This is a genomic window from Citromicrobium bathyomarinum (assembly GCF_021021475.1).
Taxonomy (GTDB): Bacteria; Pseudomonadota; Alphaproteobacteria; order Sphingomonadales; family Sphingomonadaceae; genus Alteriqipengyuania; species Alteriqipengyuania bathyomarina.
On the sequence record NZ_JAINWL010000003.1, the window covers coordinates 156,080 to 179,339 of the forward strand.

Sequence of the window (23,260 nt, forward strand, 5' to 3'; positions counted from 1 at the left end):
ATGACCTCCATCGTCCTCGTCAATCCGGAGATCGCCGGGAATACCGGCGCGGTCGGGCGAACCTGCGTGGCGCTCGACATGGAACTCGTGCTGATCCATCCGCTCGGCTTCACGATCACCGATACTCGGCTTAAGCGGGCGGGGCTGGATTACTGGCAGCATATCCGGCTGGCCGAGTTTCGCAGCTGGGAGGCATTTTTGGAAGAGCGCAGCCCCCGCGCCGACCAGCTGTTCCTGTTCGAGGAATATGCCCCGCGCGATTTCTACCAGCCGGAATATCCGGCGGATGCCTATCTGGTGTTCGGGCGCGAGACCAAGGGGCTGCCGCCCGAGATCGTCGAGGCGCATCGCGAACAGATGGTCAGCCTGCCGATGAAGAGCGACAAGGTGCGCTCGCTCAATCTCGCCAACACGGTCGCCGCGGCGGCCTATCAGGCCATGCGCGGGCAGTTTACCGGGGCTGGTTCGTGATCGTGTAGGTCGCGGTGCAGGTCCACGCGGCGTCGCCGGTGCCGGTTTCGCGGCAGCTCACCCGGTTGCCATCGGCGCGCTGGCCGACCGGTTTATCGTACTCGTTCTCAGCCTTCAGCGACATCCGCATCGACGCGACCACCTGGGTCGGCCCGGTCGCGCTCACCTGCACCGTGCGGCTTTGCGGGGCGTCATCCTCGCCCTCGTAGAGCTCATCGGAGTCCTGCGCACCGCTCGCATCGACATAACGGCTGGCGACCCAGCCGGTCAGGCAGTCGCCCGAATAGGCGCGGGGGCTGCCGACCGAGTTCTCCAGCCCGCAGCGGTCGTTCGCGGGCAGGGTGCCATCGCTCAGATACACGATCCCGAACCAGCCGCCCTGCCGGTCGCACAGGTAGAAGGGCGCGTCATCGCCCAGTTCGTCGATCATGGTTGCATCGGCGCTGGGTGCTTCGCGCACGGCGAGGAAATCGTCAGCCCCGCGGGGCAGATTGGCGACCCGACCGATCCGTTGGCACGCGCTCGCGTGCGGGCCGTCGCGCCCGATCCTGACCGCGAGTGCGGGCGGGGCCGTGGCCTCCGCCTCCGCCTCCGGGGTTTCCACCGCGTATGGATCCTGCGAGGAAATAATCGCGCTGTCGGTGGGCGCAGGTTCGGGCTCGCTGTCGGGCGAGCTGCGCTGACCGAGCAGGAAGGCGACCGCGCCGACCAGCAGCACGACCAGCGCGATCAGCACGGCCCTTGTTCTATTGATCTGCATCCGGCCCTCCGCGACACGACGCCGCATCGGCGGCGGCCCCTCGCGCCCTTCTAGCCACGAAATCGCGCCAACGGGAAGCCCCGGAAGGTGCCCGCAAAAAGGGCCCCGAACCCATCGGTCCGGAGCCCTTTTTATCTTCGCAAAAAGCGGGGCTTAGCCCTGCTTCTCGCCGGTCAGCGGCATGTCGCCGAAGGCGCCGGCGTTGACCTTGCCGGTCATCTGGTCGCCGTTGACGGTGGCTTCGCAGTTGAGCTCCATCGGCATCGGGACGGTCATGTCCATCTTCCACTTGAGCGTGTCGCCATCGATGGTGCCGTCCTTCACGTCCATCGAGCCCATTCCGCCGGCCATCGAGCCGGTGAAGGTGTTGCCATCATCGCCCGGGACGACGGTGAAGGTGCCCTTCTGGTCGCCCATCGGGCTCTTGACGACGGTGTCATAGGTTCCGGCTACGGACATAAGCGTTACTCCTCTCACGTGTGTGGGTAGGACGGGCCATCGCCCGTACCTACATTCATGTCAATAAACGTTACTCGACCTCGATGGTTTCCACCGGCAGGCCGAGCTGGTCGAGCTGCGGGCGGACCTTTTCGGCATCGCCGACCACGACCCACACGAAGCCATCGGGGTTGATCGCCTTGCGTGCCGCGGCATTGAGGCTTTCGGCCGTCTGCGCGCGATACTTGTCTGCGAGCGTTTCGTAGTAGTCCATCGGGCGATCGAGCATGACGTTGCGCTGCATCGCGCCGAGCACCGCGCCCGAAGTCTCGAACTGGCCGGGAAGCTGGCGGATCTCGTTGTTGACGTTCCGGGTCAGCTCTTCCTCGGTCACGCCGCGGGTGGTGACGAATTCATCGACCTCGCGGATCATCTCCGCCAGCGCATCGCCCGTGCGGTCGGCCTGAACCGGTGCCTGGATGAAATAGGCGACCGCGTTCTCGTCGAGCCGCGGTGCGCCGCGCACGCCATAGCTCCAGCCCTTGGTCTCGCGCAGGTTCATGTTGAGACGGGCGAGGAAGTTTCCGCCCAGCGCGTTGTTCGCGTTGGTCAGGTCGACGATCGACTCATCGCTCGAAGAGAACGGCGTGATCTCGCCGCCGACGATGAAGCTCTGCGGCGAATTGGGCCGGTTCACCAGCACGACCCGCGCCGATTCGGGCGCCGTGGCGAGCGAGCTGAAGTCTTTCTCGCCCTTCGGCGTCGCCGGAGCGGACCAGTTGCCGAACGCTTCGGTAAGGTCGGGCATGACCTCATCCAGCGAAAGGTTGGAAACGACGAAGATCGTCGCGTTGTCCGGGCGCAGCCAGGTCTGCTTGAAGTTCACCAGATCGTCGCGGGTCAGCGCGCCGACCGACTCGACCGTGCCCGAGCCGCCATAGGGATTGTCTTTCCCGTAAACGAGCGGGGTGGCGACGTAGTAGGCCATGCCGCTGGGGCTCTTGAGCGCCTGCTGGATGCTGGTGACGGTCTGCGTGCGCACCCGCTCGAGCTCCTGCGGATCGAACGCGGGATTGCGCACCACATCGGCCAGCAGGTCGAGCGAGGGTTCGAGGTTGGCGCTCAGCGAAGAAAGCGTGAAGCTCGACCGGTCGACGCCGCCGCCGGTGCTGATGTTCGCACCGAGCCGCTCCTGCGCTTCGGCGAGTTCGCGCGAATTGAGGCTGGTGGTGCCTTCTTCCATCAGGCCCAGCGTCATGCCTTCGAGCCCGCGCTTGTCGAGCGGGTCTGCCGCAGAGCCGGCATCGAAGCTGATCGTTACGCGGGTGGCAGGCACCGCGTCGCGCTGCGCGTAATAGACCTTGATGCCGTTGGGCAGCGCGGCTTCGGTCACGTCAGGGAAGTCGAGCGCGGTGAGCTGGGAAATCTCGGGTGCCGGGCGGACCTTGGTCACCGTGATTTCGCTGGCTGCGGGAGCTGCCTCTTCCGCCGCGTCGTCGGTTGCGACAACGCTGGCGGCTTCTTCATACTCGCCTTCGCGTTCGCCGGGTTCGAGCACCAGGGTCATTGCGGGGCGGGTCATCCACTTTTGCATCGCCGCCTTGACTTCACCCGGAGTCAGCGTGGCGAGAATGTTCATCTGACGCTCGAAGAAACCGGGATCGCCGGCAAGCACTTCGCCCTGCGCCAGCGTGACCGCCTTGCCGCCGAAGCCGCCGACCTGTTCGAGGCCGCGGATCGTGCCGGCGAGGTTCGAGGTCGCTGCACGGCGCACTTCGTCTTCGGTCGGCCCGTTTTCGATGAAGTCGGCGAGGATCTCGTTCAGGCGCTTCTCGACCACGGCGGGATCGACGCCGGGCTTCACGGTCGCGCCGACGTCGAGGATGCCGACCCGCTGGAAGGCGTAGTTGCCCGCGTTGACGCTGATCGCGAGCTTTTCGTCACGGACCAGCGCATTGTCGAGCCGGCTGGAAGACAGCCCGCCGAGGATCTGCGCGCCGACGGACAGCGCGGTCAGATCGCGGTCCGTGATGCCGGGGACCGAATAGTACTTGTCGATGCTGGTCGCAGCGACCTGGTCCTTCATGACCTTGCGGATGTCCTGCTTGAGCACGGGGACATCGGCCTGCGCCGGATCATTGACCGGGCCGCGCGGGATCGCGCCGAAATACTTCTCCACCAGCGGCTTCGCTTCGGCGGCGGAAATGTCACCGGCGAGCACCAGGGTCGCGTTGTTGGGGCCGTAATTGTCGCGGAACCACTTCTGCACGGTGTCCAGCGTGGCAGCGTCGAGATCGGCCATCGAACCGATCACGTTGTGGTCGTAAGGGTGCCCTTCGGGGTAAAGAGCCTTGATGATTTCGTAGAACACCAGGCCGCCCGGCTGATTGTCGCCCTGACGCTTCTCGTTCTGGACGACGCCGCGCTGGTTATCGAGCTTTTCCTGGGTGATCGCGCCCAGCAGGTAACCCATGCGGTCGCTTTCCAGCCACAGCGCACGGTCCAGCGCGCCGGTCGGCACGGTCTGGAAATAGTTGGTGCGGTCGAAATTGGTGGTGCCGTTATAATCGGTCGCGCCCATTTCCTGCAGGTACTGGAAATAGTCGTTGGGCGCGTTTTCCGACCCGTTGAACATCAGGTGTTCGAACAGGTGGGCAAAGCCGGTTTCGCCCTTGGGCTCGTCTTTCGATCCGACATTGTACCAAACCGCCACGCCGACGATCGGCGCCTTTCGGTCTTCGTGGACGATTACGGTCAGCCCGTTGTCGAGTTCGAACTGGGTATAGGGAATCGCGACCTGATCGACCAGATCGTCGAGCGGGGCAGCCTCGGCGCTCTCGGCATCCTGCGCGAAGGCCGGAGTTGCGACCAGAGCGGGTGTGGCAAGCGCGACCGCAAGCGCGGTCAGGCTGGTCTTGGTGGTACGAAGCATGTGTGTGTCCCCTAATTCGGAAAAAAGCAGTCTCGGCGAAATCAAAAGCCTGAAATCCGGTGGCTAAATAAGCACTTTCAGCGTTGGCTGGAAACCGTTTTGCGGCTGGTCGCGTGGGTCAAGGCGTCCTCCCGCCAGAAATGAACCGGTTTCAAGCGATGCTGGATGAACAGCGTTGCCTGATCGACGAAGTGCGGGCTGTCAGGCCGGGTGGTTGCCGCGCCGTAGGGCTGGATCGAGCGCGAGGTGACGCGCTGGCCCGGCAGCCATTCGACCCACTGGATGAAGCTGTCGCCATGCTTGACCGACAGCCGCCCGTCATCATCGACGTTCCAGGTGGTCGAGGCGCGCAGCGTGTCCGATCCGCCGTCCAGCGGCAGATCGACATCGCCTTGCCGCAGACGCAGCAGTTCGCTCATCGGCGGGGTCAGGCTGCCGAAGTACTTGAGCAGGTGATCCTTCGAGTGGCGCAGTTCCTCCGCCGCATCGGGCCAGGGCGATTTCTGGTAGCTCGACGCCATGAATTCGCGAACCATCAGCAGCGCGAGCGCATCCGCACGGCCGATATTGTCGGCGGTCAGATCCCATTCCAGCATCAGCCTGCGTGCCTCGGCCAGGTCGAGATGCTGCTTCGGATCGATGGCCCGAACGTCGTCCATCATCCGCTTGATATAGCCCGCATTCTCATACGCGGTGTCGTACTTGATCCGCATCAGCGTATCGCTGTCGAGCCGGTCGGCCTCGCTCATCAGCTTCCATGCACGCAGTCCGCGATTGGTCATCTTGAGCTCGACCCCCATCAGCGGCGAGACGCTGTCGGGCGACAGATCGCTGCCCGGCCCGGCGGCGAGGAATGGGTTGTTGTTGGCGTTCATCAGCCAACCGCTCGCCGGATTGAGATATTGGGGCAGGGACGCGTAATCGACCGTGTCCTGCCAGATCAGCGCGCTGTCGTCGCCGGGCAGCACCGTGCGCCAGTCCGGCCCGGCCTGCCGCTCCGGGATCGCGGCGTTGTAGACATAGGCGATATTGCCCTCGGCATCGCCGTAGATGAAGTTGGTCGAGGGTATCTGCCCGCGCGACAGGATGCCGTACCACTCGTCATAGGTCTTCGCCTTGTTGAGCCGGTAATAGGCGTCGAGCTGGCCGATGCTGCCGATCCCGCCGTAACGGATGGCAAAGGCACCGTTGTCGTTCTTCACCACCGGCCCATGCACGCTGCGATAGACCGTGCGGCGGATTGGCAGGGTGAAGGGGCCCACGCGCACCGGCAGGGTGATGTCGGTCTCTTCCAGATCTCGCCACTTGCCGTCGAGGCGATAGCGGGTGCCAGAGTCATCCAGCACCAGCTTGTAGATATCGATCATGTCGGGCGTGTTGACCGTGTTGGTCCAGCCCAGCGTTTCGTTATGGCCGAGGAAGGGGAAGGGGCTGCCCGGGAAGTTGGCACCGGCATAGTGCCATCCTTCATCGCTCTGGACGATCAGTTCGTACCACGCGACCCCGCCGCGCCAGGGCTGGTGCGAATTGGAGACCAGGATCGTGGGCCCGCCCGACTTCTCCGGCGCGACTGCGAAGGCGTTGGAGCCTGCGTATTCCGCATCCTCCCCCATCGGGATCGGTCCGGCATCGGTCGTCTTGCGCGGGGCCTGCGCAGCATCGTCCATGATCCGGGGCGCGTCGTCGATGGTCGAGGTGCCGCTCAGCGAAGGGCCGTATTCGGGTGGCAGCGGCTTGCCTTCGACCAGCGGGCCCAGATAGCGGTCGAGCCCGAAGAAGAACGGCTGGCGCAGCGCAAAGCCTGCGGCAATGTCGATCCCGTTGACCGGGAACAGCTTGCCCAGCTTGATCTCGCCCGGATGATCGCGCGCGTAATCGTTGAGGCCGACCGCATAGGCGTCCAGCAGCGCGCGCGTATCCGCGGGCAGCTTGGGCCACTCGCGCTCCGCCGTCTCGCGCGCGCCGGTCAGGTGGTAGGCGTAGTCGACCGCTGCGCCGTCCTGCCCCGCGATCGCGCCGTAGCGCCCGCGGCTCATCGCGACGACATCCTGCAGGGTCGTGAAATCGTCTTCGGCATGCGCGATGGCGACGCCATAGGCGACATCGGCATCGGTCGTGCCGTAGACATGCGGCACGCCGAACTCGTCGCGCACGATCTGGGCGGTGTAGGTCCGGTCGCTGTCGGGAGCATGGCCCTCGCGCGCGAAAAACGGCTCCCACGTCATCAGCCCGATTGCCGCGATCAGCACGATCGCGAGCAGGGCCAGGCCGAGGCCCCCCAGTACCTTCTTCATCCCGAATCCCATCTTCTTTTTTAATTACTTGCTGCGGGACATGCGCGATTTCGATTGCATGTGGCAACCCTTCGCACCGGACTGTGCAGCCTCGTGTCGTTCGTCCCGCCGCGAGACCCCGAGGTCGATCGACTATGCAAAAATTTGCAAGAGACCCTTACGTGGCCGGATGGCAACACTATTTCAGGGCGGCACGGAAAAAGGGGACCGCACATGAACCTCGAAAACTTTACCGACCGCGCGAAAGGCTTTCTCCAGTCCGCGCAGACCACCGCCATCCGCCTGAACCACCAGCGCATCACGCCGCTGCACATTCTCAAGGTGCTGCTCGACGATAGCGAGGGGATGGCCGCAGGGCTGGTCCAGCGCGCGGGCGGCGATCCGGTGAAGGCCGAACAGCGCGTCGACGACGAACTGGGCCGCATCCCGGCGGTCAGCGGCAGCGGTGCACAGGCGAGCCCGGGGCTCGACAATGACTCGGTGCGCATGCTCGACCAGGCGCAGCAGATCGCGGAAAAGTCCGGCGACAGCTTCGTCACCGTGGAGCGGCTGCTGGTCGCGCTGGCGCTCGCATCCAACAGCAAGGCGGGCAGCGTGCTCGCCGATGCGGGAGTCGATGCAAAGGCACTGGAGCGCGCGATTGCCGACCTGCGCGGCGGGCGCACCGCCGACAGCGCCAATGCCGAACAGGCTTACGACGCGATGCAGAAATATGCCCGCGACCTGACGCAGGCGGCGCGCGACGGCAAGCTCGATCCCGTCATCGGTCGCGACGAGGAAATCCGCCGCACGGTGCAGATCCTCGCCCGGCGGACCAAGAACAACCCCGCGCTGATCGGCGAACCCGGCACCGGCAAGACCGCGATCGCCGAAGGCCTCGCGCTGCGCATCGCCAATGGCGACGTGCCCGATAGCCTCAAGAACCGCACGCTCATGGCACTCGATATGGGATCGCTGATCGCGGGCGCGAAATATCGCGGCGAGTTCGAGGAACGGCTCAAGGCCGTGCTCGACGAGGTGAAGGGCTCCGACGGGCAGATCATCCTGTTCATCGACGAGATGCACACGCTGATCGGGGCAGGCGCCTCGGAAGGCAGCATGGATGCGTCCAACCTCCTGAAACCCGCGCTTTCGCGTGGCGAGCTGCACTGCATCGGCGCGACCACGCTCGATGAATACCAGAAATACGTCGAGAAGGACCCGGCGCTGCAACGCCGTTTCCAGCCGGTCTATATCGAGGAACCCAGCGTCGAGGATACGATCAGCATCCTGCGCGGGATCAAGGAAAAGTACGAGCTGCACCACGGCGTGCGGATCACCGACGGGGCGATCGTCGCCGCGGCGCAGCTTTCCAACCGCTACATCCAGAACCGCTTCATGCCCGACAAGGCGATCGACCTGATGGACGAGGCGGCGAGCCGTATCCGGATGGAGGTGGAGAGCAAGCCCGAGGAGATCGAAAATCTCGACCGGCGGATCATCCAGCTCAAGATCGAAGAGCAGGCGCTCGCCAAGGAAAGCGACGATGCGAGTAAGGAGCGGCTGGAGCACCTGCGCGAAGACCTCGCCAATCTGGAACAGCGTTCGTCCGAACTGACCACTCGCTGGCAGGGAGAGCGTGACAAGATCCATGCCGAAGCGCGGATCAAGGAAGATCTCGACGCGGCGCGGCTGGAGCTGGAGCAGGCGCAGCGCGCGGGCGACCTCGCCAAGGCGGGCGAGCTCCAATACGGGCGCATCCCAGAGCTTGAGAACAAGCTCAAGGAAGCCGAAGGCCACACTGCCAACGCGCTGCTGCGCGAGGAAGTGACCGAAGAGGATATCGCGGGCGTGGTCGCGCGCTGGACGGGCATCCCGGTCGACCGCATGCTTGAAGGCGAGCGCGACAAGCTGCTGAAGATGGAAGAAGTGCTGGGCAAGCGCGTGATCGGGCAGGAGGCTGCGGTCGAGGCCGTGTCCAAGGCGGTGCGCCGCGCGCGCGCTGGGCTGAAGGACCCGGGCCGCCCGCTGGGCAGCTTCCTGTTCCTCGGCCCCACCGGCGTGGGCAAGACCGAGCTGACCAAGGCACTCGCCCAGTTCCTGTTCGACGACGACAACGCGATGGTCCGCATCGACATGAGCGAATTCATGGAGAAGCACGCGGTCGCGCGTCTGATCGGCGCACCTCCGGGCTATGTCGGCTATGAAGAAGGCGGCGTGCTGACCGAAAGCGTGCGGCGCAGGCCCTATCAGGTCGTGCTGTTCGACGAGGTCGAGAAGGCGCACTCCGACGTCTTCAACGTGCTGCTGCAGGTGCTCGACGATGGCCGCCTGACCGACGGGCAGGGCAGGGTGGTGGACTTCTCCAACACGCTGATCATCCTGACGTCGAACCTCGGCAGCCAGTACCTGTCGAACATGACCGACGATCAGCAGGTCAGCGATGTCGAGCCGCAGGTGATGGATGTGGTGCGCGGGCATTTCCGCCCCGAGTTCCTCAACCGGCTGGACGAGATCATCCTGTTCCACCGCCTGAGCATGGAAAACATGGCACCGATCGTCGAACTCCAGGTTGCGCGCGTCCAGAAACTGCTCGCCGACCGCAAGATCGAGCTCGAACTGACCGATGCGGCGAAGCGCTGGCTGGGCCGGGTCGGATATGATCCGGTCTATGGGGCGCGTCCGCTCAAGCGCGCGGTCCAGCGCTACGTACAGGACCCGCTCGCCGAGAGACTGCTGCAGGGTGAGATTCCCGACGGCAGCACGGTCAAGATCGACGAGGGCGATGGCGAACTGGCGATTTCAGTCGATTGATTGCGCATTTCGTAAGCCTTCGTACCTGAGCGACTTCCCCAAGGGATTGAGCCGCATCAAGGATGGCGCGCGCTGTCCATAGCCTCTCCTCCTGCCGGGCATTTCGTCCGGTGAGAGGAGAGCAATGTCATGACGTCACGATATGTGACCATGCTTCTGGTGATCGCGGGCTTCGCGCTCGCCCCGGCAAGTGTCCAGGCGTCTGATGACGACGACCGGCCGGGTGTCGCGATCTCCCCCGGCCCGGGCTACTACGAGAGCTGCGACGAGTTCGACTGCTCTTGGGGCCAATGCGGCGACAATCACCGCCAATGCGACGACAATGGCTGTTCCGTGATCTTCAGCTATCCGCGCCGCTACGAGGTTGCGCCGGTGCGTGCCTAATCCCGCGTACATGAGCATCGTCGGACGCAGCGCCCGGCGATCCACTGCGGACAACAAAAAAGGCCCCGGTTTCCCGGGGCCTTTCCTGTTTGTCTTGGTATCGCGTTTAGAAGTCGGCGCGGATACCGGCGTAGAAGTAACGACCGAAGGTGTCGTACGGATCGCCACCACCGGTGCCGAGCAGACCGAAGCCCGGCTTTTCGTCGAGCAGGTTGTCGACGCCGACGTAGAAGTTGAACGCATCGTCCACATCCCAGTCGATCCGCGCATTGTGGTAGATCTTCATCGGGTAGGTCGGATCAGCGTACTGGTCGACGTTCGACGGGTCGAGCGTGGTGAGTTCGCCCGGGGTACAGGTGCCACCCGTGAAACCGGTCGAGCCCGAAGCGGGGCAACGGCCGATGTACGGGAAGGCGCTTTCGTATGCACCCTTGGTCATCTCGTCGATGAAGCGCATCGACCAGGTGAACTCGACATCGCCGATGTCGTAGCTCGCGCTGAACGAAGCTGCCCATTCCGGATCGCCCAGTTCGCCGCGGATGCGGTTGGGAACTTCGCCGTCGTCCGGGTTCTCGAAGAAGTCGAGCTTCAGGAGATGCGTCGCGATTGCACGAACCCGCAGGCGGTGATCGTTTTCGAACGTGTAGTTGTACTGCAGGTCGAAATCGATGCCTTCGGTTTCACGCGATGCGAAGTTGATCCCGCTCGACAGCAGCGCCGGGTCGTTGAACAGACCGGTCGTGGGGTCACGCGAAATCGACACACAGTACGGGTTGTTGATCCCGTTCGCGTCGTTGTAGCAGTTGTTCAGGATCGTCTGCGCACCCAACGTCGCGATCTGATCTTCGATCTCGATGTTGTAGTAGTCGACCGTGAAGCTCAGGCCCGGCACGAAGCGCGGCTGAAGCACCACACCGAGGGTGAGCGACTTGCCCTTTTCCTCGATCAGGTTCGGGTTGCCGCCCGAGGTGTAGGCAGTCGACGCCGACCGAGCCGTACAGTTCACGAACGGATCGCCGATGTCCAGCAGGGTGGGGTCAACCTGGCCGGCGCAAGCTGCTGCGATGGCCGGGGTGATCGTCGCGGGGACGCCGGCGGCGGCACAGTTGGCAGCACGGTTCGGGTTGTTGGTGATGTTCTGCGCATCGCAGGGGTCGGCCAGGAAGGCGAAGTTCTGCGAAGCGGGCGAGAACAGGTCGCTCTGGGTCGGAGCACGCACCGAGGTAGCGTATGCCGCACGGAACCGGATGTCCGGGATCGGGGCGTAGATACCATTGATGTTGTAGGCCCAGACGGTGCCCGTGGCGGTGTTGTAGTCCGACACGCGCGCCGCACCCGAGATCGTCAGCTCATCCGCGAACGGAAGATCGGCGAGCAGCGGGATCGCGACTTCGGCGAAGCCTTCCAGAACTTCGAGCTTCGGCGGATCGAAGGTCGGGATCTGGTTGAGGAAGGTACCACCCGCCTGCACCAGCTCGTCGAACGCGCTGTAAGCGGTTTCGGTACGATACTCGGTGCCGAAAGCGAAGGCGATCGGGCCGCCCGGCAGTTCGAACAGCTGCGAGAGGTCGCCCGAGACGCTCGCCAGAATGTCGAACTCTTCGGCCTTTTCGTCGCGGGTCGTCGTGGTGTTCACGAAGTCCAGCGCGGCCTGGCTCGGCGCGCCGAAGCCGAACACGTTGATCGGCACACAGTCCGGACGGGTCACGGTGACCTGGTTCACGCGGCAGACGATCTCGCCCTGGGCGTTACGAGCAGCGTCGAGAGCCAGCAGGAAGCCGTCTTCGTTGCCGTCGAGGTCGAACAGCTTGAGGTTGTTCAGCGATTCGAGGTGCGATTCGAAGCGGCCATAGTTGACCGAAACTTCGTACTGCCAGTCTTCGTTGAAGGTACCTTCGACGCCGGCAACGACGCGGTAGGTGTCACGGCTCTGGAATTCGCCGCGGCCACCGAAGTCGACGTTGAAGCGCGAGATGGTGAACGGGGTGGCGTCACGGGTCGCGTTACAGAAACCGATCCCTGCCAGCGTGTTGAACGCCTGGTCGGTCAGGAACGGGTTGTCGCAGCGCAGGTTGGAGCCGCCGCCGAAGAAGCCCGGGATGGAACCCTGGAAGAAGCTCGGCTGGCCTTCCTGAATTGCGTCCACGTGGGCGTACTTGGCTTCGATGAAGGGCTGGAAGCCTTCGCTGAACTCGTAACGGGCCAGCAGGTTGACCGTGTAGCGTTCGAGGCCGGCAGCGAGCTGACCGGTGTTACGCAGGGTCGAACCTGCGCCGCCGATCACGTTGCTGGTGTACGAACCCAGCGCATCGCGCGGGCGCGAGCGGATGATCGAGCCGTCCGGCTGGAACACGAGGATGCTGCGATCGCCGTACGCGCCAAGGAAGCCGCCATCGGAGATGTTGTTGTTGGTCACGCCGCACAGCGGAGCGGTATCGATGATGCCGTCGGTGCCGTTGGGCTCACCGCCGGTCGGTTCGACCGTGTTGTACTGGCAACGGCCGCTGAAAGCGCCGGTCAGTTCGTCGCGGTCGCGGAAGTAGAGCGGGTCGGCATTCGCATATTCGGCAGCGATCGCGATGTTACCGCGACCGTCGGCGAAGTTGGTGCCCCACACACCGGCGACGAACTGCGTCGCGCGATCACCGCGCTCCGAGATGCCGGCCTGGCCGCGCAGCGACAGACCGTCGTAGTCGCGCTTGAGGACGAAGTTGACGACACCGGCAACCGCGTCCGAACCGTAAATCGCGGAGTTACCACCGGTCACGACGTCGACACGCTCGAGCAGGTCGGTCGGGATGGTGTTCACGTCGACCAGGTAATCGCCGGGCAGGGCCGTGATGTGGCGACGACCGTTGACGAGAACCAGCGTACGGCTGGTGCCGAGGCCGCGAAGGTCGAGCAGGTTGAGGCCTGCGGTACCGATGAAGCGGGTCGAGTTGCCCTGGCTGAAGGTGGTACGCAGCGACGGAAGGTCGTTCAGCGCGTCACCGAGCGAGATGTCGCCCTGATCGGTCAGTTCGCCGGCGGTGACCGAGGTCAGCGGCACGGGCGAGGAAATGCTGGGGCGCGCAATGCGCGAACCGGTAACGACGATCATGCCTTCCGCAGGAACGGCGGCACTGGAATCGACGGGCTCGGACGTGTCGCACACGCCATTGTCGTTGGCATCGACGCAATCGGCTTCATCCGCGGTGGTGTCCTGCGCGAAGGCAGGCGCGCCGAAAGCAAGAGCCGCAACGCCGGCGGTCGCAAAAAGCGCCCCGCGACAACGTGCGACGGTGGAGTAACTGGTTTTCATCTGATCTTTCCCCCAAGAAAGAGCCGGCTGCGACCCGGCGAAATGAGTTGCGCAAACTTCCAAAAGCAGGTGGCCCCGTTTTTGTGACTTTCGGCCATGCTGAAGGGCGTGCCCTGGCGCAATCGAAAAGCTTGAGCGTGAGAGGCTTTGTTGGTCCATGTTGCACTTTCGCAACATCGAGAAGTCGGCTCGGTGACACGACTTGCGAACGCACCGGTGACCGGCGCTTTTCGTCTGCCGGATCGTCAGTGCTGGCGCGCAGGCCGGATGGCTATTCGATCCGTACGCCCTTGACCCCGAGCTGGCCGTTCACACGAATGAAGAAGGAGCCGAGCGCAGCGCGCTTGAACACGACGGCCTGACCGCTCTTGGGCGGATTGAAGCGCATCGGTGGGTTGGAAATCTGCCACACCGAGCCTTCCTCGGTCGTTATGAGGTAGCCGCTGCGGCCATAGGGGGCGACCCGGGTTATGGTGGTCTCCAGCAGGTCCATGTCTTCTTTGTCGTCGCTGCCGAACAGGCCCTTGGGAATCGTGAATCCGAACAGCTTGCGCTTTGTCTGGCGGACCTCCTCGCGGTCGACCAGGCGGACCTCGCCTTCCTCGCTCGCGGCGACCACTGCGCCGACCTCGCGGTCGTAGCAGGCGAGACGGGCGTCGGGCTCCTCGATCGAGCGACATGTTGCGAGCCGGTCGAGATAGCCGGGCGAATCATCCTGGGCGAGCGCCGGTGAGGCCAGGCCGACAAGGGCGATCGAGAGGGCCGCCGCGGGGAGGGAAATTTTCGGTCCGGTCATGGGTCTGCGAAAGCCTCTTCGTTTCGATTTCTGGGCGCTTGGTAGCACGGCGTGTCGTGTGCGAAACTGTCACCGAAAAGTCACAGGCGCATGCTCTCCGGGCCGGTTGGTACGCGGTCCTTATTGAAAGCGGGCGGTCCGGTGACCTAGAGCAGGCCCATCGGAAACAAGCTCCGAGAAATTTGTGCGCTCATTGGCGCATTCCTACGAAGGGGACTTCAATGACCAACCGTTTTAACAAGGCGGCCTTGCTTGCTGGGACCGTGATGGCCGGCGCGGTGTTTGCCACGCCCGCCATGGCGCAAGGTACCCCGGACGAGCCCGCGCTCGAAACCGGTGCGTCCGAGCCCAATGGCGAACTGATCGTCGTCACCGGTTCGCGCATCGCCCGTCGCGACCTCGAAACTGCGGCTCCGGTCGCGGTCGTGAACTCGGAAGAGTTCGAACTGTCGGGTTCGGTCAACGTCGAAAGCGTGATCAACACCCTGCCGCAGGTAGTGCCGGGCACGACCTCGTTCTCGAACAACCCGGGCGATGGCACCGCGACGCTGAACCTTCGCGGTCTCGGCGCAACCCGCACGCTGGTGCTGGTCAATGGCCGTCGCTGGATGTTCTACAACACCGACCAGGTCGTCGACCTCAACACCATTCCGCAGTTCCTGCTTGAATCGGTCGACGTTGTGACCGGTGGTGCTTCGGCCGTTTACGGTTCGGACGCGATCGCCGGGGTCGTCAACTTCCGCCTCAAGGATGTGCAGGGCGTCGAAGTCGGTGGCCAGTACTCGCTGACCGAGCGTGGCGACGGTGCGCGCTACGAAGTGCACGGTGCGATCGGCAGCGAATTCGCCGATGGCCGCGGTAGCGCCACGGTCTATGCCGAATACTACAAGCGCGATTCGATCTTCCAGGGCGACCGCGACTTCTCGAACTTCGCCCTCGGCGGTGAGACCGACGGCGGCGACCTGCAGCAGTTCGGTTCCTCGACCCTGCCCAGCGGTGTGCTCCGCTACCTTGGCGGTGCGCAGGGCAACACCGGCCTTCCCGCCGGCACCGAATTTGGCGCTGCGGGCACCAACGGCTTCGGCACCGGCGTCGTCTTCGACCAGCCGCGTGACTTCCGTCGTCGTGCAGGCGATCTCTACAACTACGCTCCGGTGAACTACCTGCAGCTTCCGCAGGAACGTTACCTGCTCGGCGGCTATGCCGACTACGAGCTGGGCGGCGGTCACCGTGCCTACGCCGAAGTTTCCTACGTCAACAACCAGGTCGAAGCCGCACTGGCAGCGACCCCGGTGACCGGCAACTTCAACGTCGATCTTGCAACCGTGCAGCCGTTCCTCGTGGCAGGCGACTTCGCACAGCTGCAGGCGATCGACGCGGCGGAAACCGCACAGAACGCGACCGACGGCGTTGCCGACGATCCGGGTGTGGTGAACCTCTACGTGCAGCGTCGTGTCACCGAAACCGGCCTGCGCCAGAACCTCGACGAGCGTAACTCCTTCCGTATCCTCGGCGGGATCACCGGCCCGATCGGCGATTACCTGAACTACGATGCCTACTACATGTATGCGCGTACTCGGAACGCCAACATCCAGCAGGGCAACATCTCGCGCTCGAACTTCCAGGCCGGGCTCGACGGCACGGGCACCCCGATCAACATCTTCGGCCCCGGCACGCTGACGCCGGAAATGGTCGACTCGATCACCATCCAGGCCCAGAACGGCGATATTTCGTCGCTTCAGGTCGCAACGGCGGTGATCTCGGGTACGTTCGGCGACTTCGCCATCACCGAGGCATCCGATCCGGTCGGCTTCGCCATCGGTGGCGAATACCGCAAGGTTGCCGCGCAGTTCATTCCGGATACCGCGCTCGCTTCGGGTGACGTCATCGGCTTCAACGCCGGTGAGCCCACCAATGGCGATTACGATGTCCGCGAACTGTTCGCCGAAGTCGCGATCCCGGTCCGCTTCGGTACCGCAGCTCTCGATATCTCGGGTGCGGCGCGCTACTCCGACTATTCGAGCGGCACGATCGGTGGCGTTTGGACCTATGCCGGTGGCGTCGAATTCGCGCCGATCCCGGACATCAAGCTGCGTGCGCAGTATCAGCGTGCGGTTCGCGCTCCCAACGTGGGTGAACTGTTCGGTGGTCTGGCGATCGGCTTCCCGGGTGCGACCGACCCCTGTGCGGTTGCCGGTGCGCAGAACGATGCCACGCTCAACGCGCTGTGCATCGCGACCGGTGTTGCGCCGGGCAGCGTTGGTGACCCCAACATCCGTCCGGACACCCAGGTGCCCGCCACCTTCGGTGGTAACGCCGCTCTGGGCGAGGAAACCTCGGACAGCTACACCTTCGGTGTGGTGCTGCAGCCGCGGTTCATCCCGGGTCTCTCGATCACGGCCGACTACTTCAACTTCAAGATTGAAGACGCGATCGCGACCTTCGGTGGCGGCCTGAACAGCACCCTGAACCTGTGCTACAACGTCGTTCAGGACATCAACAGCGAGTACTGCCAGGTCATCGTCGGCACCCGTCAGGGCAACGGCGCGATCACCACGGCGAACCCGCCGCTGTTGAACCAGGCGAACGTCGCGAAGCTCGAAGTGTCGGGCATCGACTTCCAGGTCGCTTACGGGACGAGCCTGCCGTTCTCGCTCTTCACCGACACCGGTGAGCAGCGTCTGCAGCTGTCCTTCCTCGGCACCTGGACCGAAAAGAGCGATCTGTACCCGGTGCAGGGCTTCGACACCGTCAACGAATGTGCGGGCCGCTTCGGCGCGACCTGTGGCGAACCGACGCCTGAGTTCAAGTGGACCAGCCGTGCCTCGTTCATCGATGGCCCGGTCACCACTTCGCTCCGCTGGCGTCATGTCGGTTCGGTCACCGATGACGATGACACGCTGGACTACACGCAGTTCAACGGGGTCGAGAAGATCGATGCCTACGACCTGCTGGACCTGACGTTCTCCTATGCGGCGAGCGAAGCGCTGACCCTGAGCGTGGGTGTGAACAACCTGTTCGACACGCTGCCGGGTACGCCTCTGTTCGATGCCAATGGTACCGTCACCAACCGTCCGAACAGCCTCCTGCTTGGCGACAACCAGGAACAGGCCAACACCTACCCGAGCACTTACGACGTGCTGGGCCGCGACTTCTTCGTCAGCGCGATGATCAAGTTCTAGTCACGCGCGGCGAAAGCCGAAAAAAGGCGGCGGGCTCTTCGGAGCCCGCCGTTTTTTTTGTGCAAGCGATGGACGCAGGCAATCTTGCGGAGAGGGGATATGTCGCGCGATCGGATGGCTGCTCGGGGCGCAGGCGTCCTCTCGGGAAGAGTGCGGGAGCAGGTTTACCCGCTCGTCACGCCGCAGGCCGCGCTACGGACCCTCGGTTGATCCGAGAACTGCTGACCGTCTGGCCAGGGAAGCTTGCCGCGCGTCGGGCATCAGGCGCGTTTGAGCGCGATCATCTCCGCAAAGACCCGACCGGCAGCATCGCTCAGCTCCTCGGTCTCGCTCACTGCGAGGCCGGCGGCGGCGAATGCGCCGAGGAAACCGTCCCGCGCGTCGGCCGTCGCGCAGGCGGCCTCAAGCGAGGCGATCCGCGCCAACTCGTTGCGTGCCTGTGCCTCGATCCGGTCGAGCAGAGTGGCAATCCCCGTCGCGGTATCGCCCGCCTGCGCGCCCATCAGCAGCGAGCGCCGCACGGCTTCGGGTATCTCCCAGGCGGCCGACTGGTCGCCATGCTTCGTCCGCCCTTGCTCGACGATTTCTGCGACCATCACGGTCGCATCGGGCCATGGCGGCGGCTCGTCATTGAGCGCTGCCTTGGTCTTGGCCATCAGGCTGATCTCATCGACGACCCAGCGGATCTGTTCGGCGCGGGCGATGTTGTGCGACAGGATCGCGCCGTCGCCACGGTGGATCACCGTGCCCACCGCCGCATCTTCGCTGGCCACGCGGGCGATCTCCTGCGCCACTTGCGGCGTGTCGCCATATTCGATGCCGAACTGGCTGACGATTGCATCGAAGCTAGCGTCTGCGAAAGGAAGGTCTTCCATCGCGGTCGCCCGACGAAGATCGACGCCCGGCGGTGGTTGAGGCAGTTGCGGTGCCAGATCGATCCCGGTCAGCACCGCATCCGGGCGACCAGTGCCGATCCAGTGAAGCACGCGCGCATCCCCGGTCGCGAGATCGAGCACCCGCGCGCCCTGTGGCAGGCGCGAGCCGAAGGCGCGCCACGTCCGTTCCAGTGTTGCGAAAACCGATTGCCAGCGCGCGGGCAGGCACCCGGTGCTGCCATGCGGCCCCTGCTGTGCCCAGAATTCACTCCAGGCGTGATCCGTCGTCTGTCCCATCGCCCAAGCCCCCCCTGGCGATTACATCGAACGCGGTTGTCATCCGCGTTCCCGACCCGAATGCAGTTGTGCCATGATAAAGCGTGCTTGGGAACAGGGCGAGATGGCCTTCTTTGGGGGCGATCCGATGCAGCGGTGGCAGGTCGAGCCGCAGGTCGGGAGCAGGGCGACCCAGTTCGAGCGTGCCCTGCGAGCCGTCCTCATCCGGCGGCGGCAGCATCAGATACAGCGCCGACGAGAGGATGCCCTGCGGGTGGATATGCGGCGCATGGTGATCGCCGCCCGACCTCAATCTGACCGACCAAGAACCGTTCAACCGCCATTCGCCAGAGCAATGGCGCAGCAGCGGATGGCTGGCATCGCGCTCAGGCAGGCTTTCGCGATAGGTACCCACGGTGGACAGGATCGCGCGCTTCAGATCGGCGAGGGCGGGTTCGGTCCGGTCGAACAGAATGCCCCGCGTCTGCGTGCCCCCGCGCAGCGACTGGCCGAGCGGGAAGGCCGAGCTATCGTGCAGCCGGCCGAGCAGTGCGATCGCGGGGGGCATGACCGCGTCGCCGTCGGCGAGGGGCAGCAACTGGACCAGTCCCTCCTGCTCGTGCAGCCAGGCGGCCTTTTCCGGATCAGTCACGCGCCACAGCAGGCCGGTCAGCGCCCATGCGCTGACGTCGAAAGGCGCAAATTCGCGCGCGCGGGCCAGCGCCGCCTCTGCGCCGGCCCAATCCGCCCTTCGCAGCGCGTGCCGCGCTTCATGCAGGGCGCGGTCTAGATTGTCCGTCGAGAGTGCCGCAGTCGCCCGCTCGGCCCGCTCGTCATCGCCCACCGCGCTCGCGTAAACCGCTTCGAGCAGCGCGAACTGCTCGATCCCGGGAAAGGCTGCGCGTGCCGCCGTCGCCCGCTCTCTGGCGGCGAGCGGCGCGCCCGCTGCGCCCAGCGCGGCGATATGCGCGATTGCGATATTGGGGTCGCCGGGCGCCTTGCGTGCCGCGTCCTCGAAATGGCTGGCAAAATCGCTCTCGCCCGCGCCGAGGCGCAGCTGCGCCAGAAAATCGAGCCCAGGCTGCCATGACGGCGCCTGATCAGCGATCTGCTGCGCCAGCGCGCGCGCCTCCGCCGTGTGGCCGGTCGCGTCGAGCGCCTGCGCGCGGCTCAGCCACAGGTGCGGATCGCTTTGCTGGCTGCGCAGGGCGAGGTCGATGCGCGCCAGTGCATCGCGCTCCGCCCGCTCCAGCGCGACCCGCGCGCGCCCCGCCAGCCCGCGCGGGTGATGGGCGTCGATCGTCAGGCACTGGTCGTACCAACGCGCCGCCTGCGCCAGGTCGCCGGCCAGCCGCGCGGCATTGGCGCGGGTGGAGCAATAGCGGGCATCGCGGCGACCCGCGCTTTCGTGAGGGGCGAGCGCGGCAAGCGCGGCCTCGGGCGCATCGGCCTGGGTTTGCGCGATGGCCAGGTTGATCGCAAAGGGCAGGTGGCTTGGCGAGAGCCGGGCGGCAGCGGCGAAGCGCTCCGCCGCAAGCCCGTACTCGCCGCGCCGCATTGCGAAATTGCCCGCGCTGTCGTGCAGCGGCGCCTCGTTCGGGTGCTCGCCAAGGCCTTGCGTAATGATCCGCTCGGCCTCGTCCTTCGCGCCGCGCTGCTCCGCCGCAATCGCGCGCTGGTGCCACTCGCGCGGTGAGAGCGAAGGTGTGCCCGCCATCAGCGGTCGCGGAACCAGCCGGTGATCGCCAGCCGCCCGGCGGGGGCGAAGGGGGGCACGAAGCTGACCAGATGGCTTTGCGGGACGGCGAACATGTTCAGTGCGTTGAAGCGCGGGCGAAAGCCTTCGATCACGTCGCCATCATCGTCGAGAAACAGCAGGTATCCGCCCCAGTCCGGGTGCCAGTCTTCGCGCGCGAAGTTGAGCACGTAGGCGACCTTCCAGCCTTCCGCGACATGGCTGTCGCTATGCCGCCCGAGGTAGTGCTGGGGCGCGAACATGGTCGCCTGCCCGTCGGCCTTGGCCAGCGTATCGAACCCGGTGATCTCGCGCACCAGCTCCATGAACGGGTCCGCGTTGATGTGTTCGAGCAGCAACTCGTGCGGGCCGCCCGGATTGAAGCCTTTCTGGAGCGCCTCGACCAGCGAGAACTGGGCATAGCGAAAGCCATAGTCGCCCCGTGCGGTCGCCTGCGCTGCCGCATTGGCCATTCTGTTGACCTGGTCCGCGCCCCCCGGGGCCATGATCTCCGCATTGGAAAAGCCGCGCGGCGGCGTGTCCGGGCTGTCGCCTGCGCGCACTGCCATGCCCCACGGCGTGCCCTTCATCAGGATGCTCTGGATCTCCTCCGCCGCTTCGCGCGTCAGCACGTCGCGCACCTGCACGCGGCCCGTCTGGGCAAAGCGTTTCGCCAGCGCGGCGCGGTCGAGGTCCGGGTTGATTTCGAAGAGTGTTCTGGTGGTCATGACTGGGGGCAGGGCATAGGCCCATGCCCACCTGTGAGGCAAGCTAGGCGCGCGTAGCCATGCTTGACACCGCGCAGCCTGCCCGTCACTTCGGTTGCGAAACGAAACTTGGGAGAGTGACTTATGGCGGATGCTTATATCGTCGATGCGGTGCGTACCGCGGGTGGCAAGCGCGGCGGCAAGCTGGCGGATGTCCATCCGGTAGACCTTGCCGCGCAGACGCTGGATGCGCTGATCGAGCGTACGGGAATCGACCCCAAGGTGGTCGACGACGTGATCATGGGCTGCGTCAGCCAGGGCGGCCAGCAGGCGATGCAGGTCGGTCGCAACGCAGTGCTCGCGACCAAGCATCTGGGCGAGGGCACTCCGGCCGTTACGATCGACCGCCAGTGCGGCTCCAGCCAGCAGGCGATCCAGTTCGCCGCGCAGGCGGTGATGAGTGGGACGCAGGACGTTGTCATCGCCAGCGGCGTCGAAAGCATGACGCGGGTGCCGATGGGCTCGACCGCGATGTTCCACATGAAGGAAGGGCTGGGCAATTATAAGTCGCCCGGCCTGGAGAAGAAGTACCCCGGCATCCAGTGGAGCCAGTTCATGGGCGCCGAGATGGTCGCCGAAAAGCACGGCTTCTCCAAGGAAGAGATGGACCGCTTCGCGCTCGCCAGCCACGAGAAGGCGGCTGCGGCGACCAAGGCCGGCGCGTTCGACAAGGAAATCGTGCCGATCCCGATCGAGACGCCCGAAGGCTCCGAAATGCACACGGTGGACGAGGGCATCCGCTTCGACGCCACGCTGGAAGGGATCGCCGGGGTCAAGCTGCTGAGCCCCGACGGACGGATCACCGCTGCCTCCGCCAGCCAGATCTGCGACGGGTCGAGCGCGGCGCTGATCGTGTCCGAAGCAATGCTGAAGGAACACGGTCTGACGCCGCTGGCACGGATCGTCGATCTGACGGTGACCGCAGGCGACCCGGTCATCATGCTGGAAGAACCGCTGTTCGCGACCGACAAGGCGCTCAAGAAGGCGGGGCTCAGCATCAACGATATCGACCTTTACGAGGTCAACGAAGCCTTCGCCCCGGTTCCGATGGCATGGCTCAAGCACACCGGTGCGGACCCGGACAAGCTCAACGTCAACGGCGGCGCGATTGCGCTGGGCCACCCGCTGGGTGCGAGCGGCACCAAGCTGATGGCCACGCTGATCCACGCGCTGCACGCGCGCGGCAAGAAGTACGGGCTGCAGACGATGTGCGAAGGCGGCGGCGTCGCCAACGTGACCATCGTCGAAGCGCTCTAAGACCCCCTAACCGGAGAGAGATTGATGGAAATTTCCGCAAACACCCCTGCCGTCGTCACCGGTGGCGCATCCGGCCTCGGCCTCGCCACCGCGCGCGCCATCGCCGCCAAGGGCGCGAAGGTCGCGATCTTCGACATGAAGGAAGACGAAGGCCAGAAGGTCGCCGAAGAGCTCGGCGGCACCTTCTGCAAGGTCAACGTCACCAGCGAAGACGATGTCGCAGCTGCTTTCGCCAAGGCGCGTGAGGCACATGGGCAGGAGCGTATTCTGGTCAACTGCGCCGGCATCGGCAACGCGATCAAGACCGCCAGCCGCTCCAAGGAAGACGGCAGCATCAAGCATTTCCCGCTCGCCGCGTTCGACTTCGTGATCCAGGTCAATCTGGTCGGCACGTTCCGCTGCATCGCGCACTCGGCGGCCGGCATGCTGACGCTCGATCCGCTGAACGAGGATGGTGAGCGTGGCGCGATCGTTAACACTGCATCGGTTGCCGCCGAAGACGGCCAGATCGGCCAGGCGGCCTACTCGGCCTCCAAGGGCGGCGTCGTCGGCATGACCCTGCCGATCGCGCGCGACCTGATGGGCGAGGGCATCCGCGTGAACACGATCCTGCCCGGCATCTTCCACACCCCGCTGCTGATGGGCCTGCCGGAAAAGGCGATCGAAGCGCTCAACGCCTCGGTCCCGTTCCCCAAGCGGCTCGGCAAGCCGGAAGAATACGCCAAGCTGGCGATGGTGATGCTGGAGAACACCTACTTCAACGGCGAAGACGTGCGCCTCGACGGCGCGATCCGTATGGCGCCTCGCTAAGCAATATCCTCCCCGTTTCTCCGTCAGGATGAATGGGGAGGATCTGGCACCCGTCTGCGGCCTTTCCTACCGGGCGGCGCCTGCTCTATCGCATGGGCATGTCGCGCGCCGCTGCCCCCTCTTCAGACGATCAATCGGGCACTGGACGGCACCGGCCTGTTTTCTACCCCAGGACTGTGTGTCAGGTGT

At 64.9% G+C, this 23,260-nt stretch carries 15 protein-coding genes; 6 read left to right on the top strand and 9 right to left on the bottom strand.

Going from position 1 to position 23,260, the window contains the following annotated elements; all coding sequences use genetic code 11:
- Positions 1–471, top strand: coding sequence for a tRNA (cytidine(34)-2'-O)-methyltransferase (locus tag K7H93_RS12400; RefSeq protein ID WP_230783888.1), 471 nt, complete (start codon positions 1–3; stop codon positions 469–471).
- Here the strand turns inward: K7H93_RS12400 and K7H93_RS12405 are convergent.
- From K7H93_RS12405 to K7H93_RS12420, 4 genes are all read right to left on the bottom strand, one after another.
- Entirely contained in the window at positions 452–1,258 is an 807-nt protein-coding gene (locus tag K7H93_RS12405; RefSeq protein WP_230783889.1) for a hypothetical protein, read from the bottom strand. The two genes, K7H93_RS12400 and K7H93_RS12405, sit on opposite strands and share 20 nt — an antisense overlap.
- A 126-nt stretch (positions 1,259–1,384) precedes the next feature.
- Positions 1,385–1,690, bottom strand: a complete 306-nt coding sequence (locus K7H93_RS12410; RefSeq protein WP_010238991.1) for a hypothetical protein — start codon at positions 1,688–1,690, stop codon at positions 1,385–1,387.
- Positions 1,691–1,760: 70 nt separating this feature from the next.
- Positions 1,761–4,601: a M16 family metallopeptidase gene (locus K7H93_RS12415; protein WP_230783890.1), complete on the bottom strand. Its 2,841-nt coding sequence runs from the start codon at positions 4,599–4,601 to the stop codon at positions 1,761–1,763.
- Positions 4,602–4,678: 77 nt separating this feature from the next.
- Positions 4,679–6,895: an acylase gene (locus K7H93_RS12420; protein ID WP_230783891.1), complete on the bottom strand. Its 2,217-nt coding sequence runs from the start codon at positions 6,893–6,895 to the stop codon at positions 4,679–4,681.
- A 213-nt stretch (positions 6,896–7,108) separates the two neighbouring features.
- On the opposite strand from K7H93_RS12420, the gene clpB reads away from it, so the two are divergent.
- Positions 7,109–9,688: an ATP-dependent chaperone ClpB gene (gene clpB / locus K7H93_RS12425; RefSeq protein WP_230783892.1), complete on the top strand. Its 2,580-nt coding sequence runs from the start codon at positions 7,109–7,111 to the stop codon at positions 9,686–9,688.
- Positions 9,689–9,817: 129 nt separating this feature from the next.
- Entirely contained in the window at positions 9,818–10,072 is a 255-nt protein-coding gene (locus K7H93_RS12430) for a hypothetical protein (RefSeq protein WP_230783893.1), read from the top strand.
- A 106-nt stretch (positions 10,073–10,178) separates the two neighbouring features.
- Here K7H93_RS12430 and K7H93_RS12435 read toward each other — a convergent pair whose 3' ends face one another.
- Positions 10,179–13,373, bottom strand: coding sequence for a TonB-dependent receptor domain-containing protein (locus K7H93_RS12435; RefSeq protein WP_230783894.1), 3,195 nt, complete (start codon positions 13,371–13,373; stop codon positions 10,179–10,181).
- 271 nt (positions 13,374–13,644) lie between these two features.
- The gene (locus tag K7H93_RS12440; RefSeq protein ID WP_230783895.1) at positions 13,645–14,169 is read right to left on the bottom strand and encodes a hypothetical protein; all 525 of its coding nucleotides are present in this window, start codon (positions 14,167–14,169) and stop codon (positions 13,645–13,647) included.
- 221 nt (positions 14,170–14,390) lie between these two features.
- Between K7H93_RS12440 and K7H93_RS12445 the strand changes: the two genes are divergently transcribed.
- Positions 14,391–17,351, top strand: coding sequence for a TonB-dependent receptor plug domain-containing protein (locus tag K7H93_RS12445; RefSeq protein ID WP_230783896.1), 2,961 nt, complete (start codon positions 14,391–14,393; stop codon positions 17,349–17,351).
- A gap of 260 nt (positions 17,352–17,611) precedes the next feature.
- Here K7H93_RS12445 and K7H93_RS12450 read toward each other — a convergent pair whose 3' ends face one another.
- From K7H93_RS12450 to K7H93_RS12460, 3 genes are read right to left on the bottom strand one after another with little or no spacing between them, the layout of a single operon-like run.
- Positions 17,612–18,523: a class I SAM-dependent methyltransferase gene (locus K7H93_RS12450; protein WP_230783897.1), complete on the bottom strand. Its 912-nt coding sequence runs from the start codon at positions 18,521–18,523 to the stop codon at positions 17,612–17,614.
- Entirely contained in the window at positions 18,492–20,219 is a 1,728-nt protein-coding gene (locus tag K7H93_RS12455) for a 2OG-Fe(II) oxygenase family protein (RefSeq protein ID WP_230783898.1), read from the bottom strand. The genes K7H93_RS12450 and K7H93_RS12455 overlap by 32 nt, the downstream gene beginning before the upstream one ends.
- Complete coding sequence (locus K7H93_RS12460; protein WP_010238969.1) at positions 20,219–20,965, bottom strand: 2OG-Fe(II) oxygenase; 747 nt, start codon at positions 20,963–20,965, stop codon at positions 20,219–20,221. Before K7H93_RS12460 ends, K7H93_RS12455 begins: the two co-directional genes overlap by 1 nt.
- A gap of 123 nt (positions 20,966–21,088) precedes the next feature.
- Here K7H93_RS12460 and K7H93_RS12465 point away from each other — a divergent pair, with 123 nt between their 5' ends.
- On the top strand, positions 21,089–22,261 hold the full coding sequence (locus K7H93_RS12465) for an acetyl-CoA C-acetyltransferase (RefSeq protein WP_010238968.1): 1,173 nt from the start codon (positions 21,089–21,091) through the stop codon (positions 22,259–22,261).
- Between the two features lie 24 nt (positions 22,262–22,285).
- Positions 22,286–23,071: an SDR family NAD(P)-dependent oxidoreductase gene (locus K7H93_RS12470; protein WP_010238965.1), complete on the top strand. Its 786-nt coding sequence runs from the start codon at positions 22,286–22,288 to the stop codon at positions 23,069–23,071.
- The last annotated feature ends 189 nt before the right edge of the window (positions 23,072–23,260 follow it).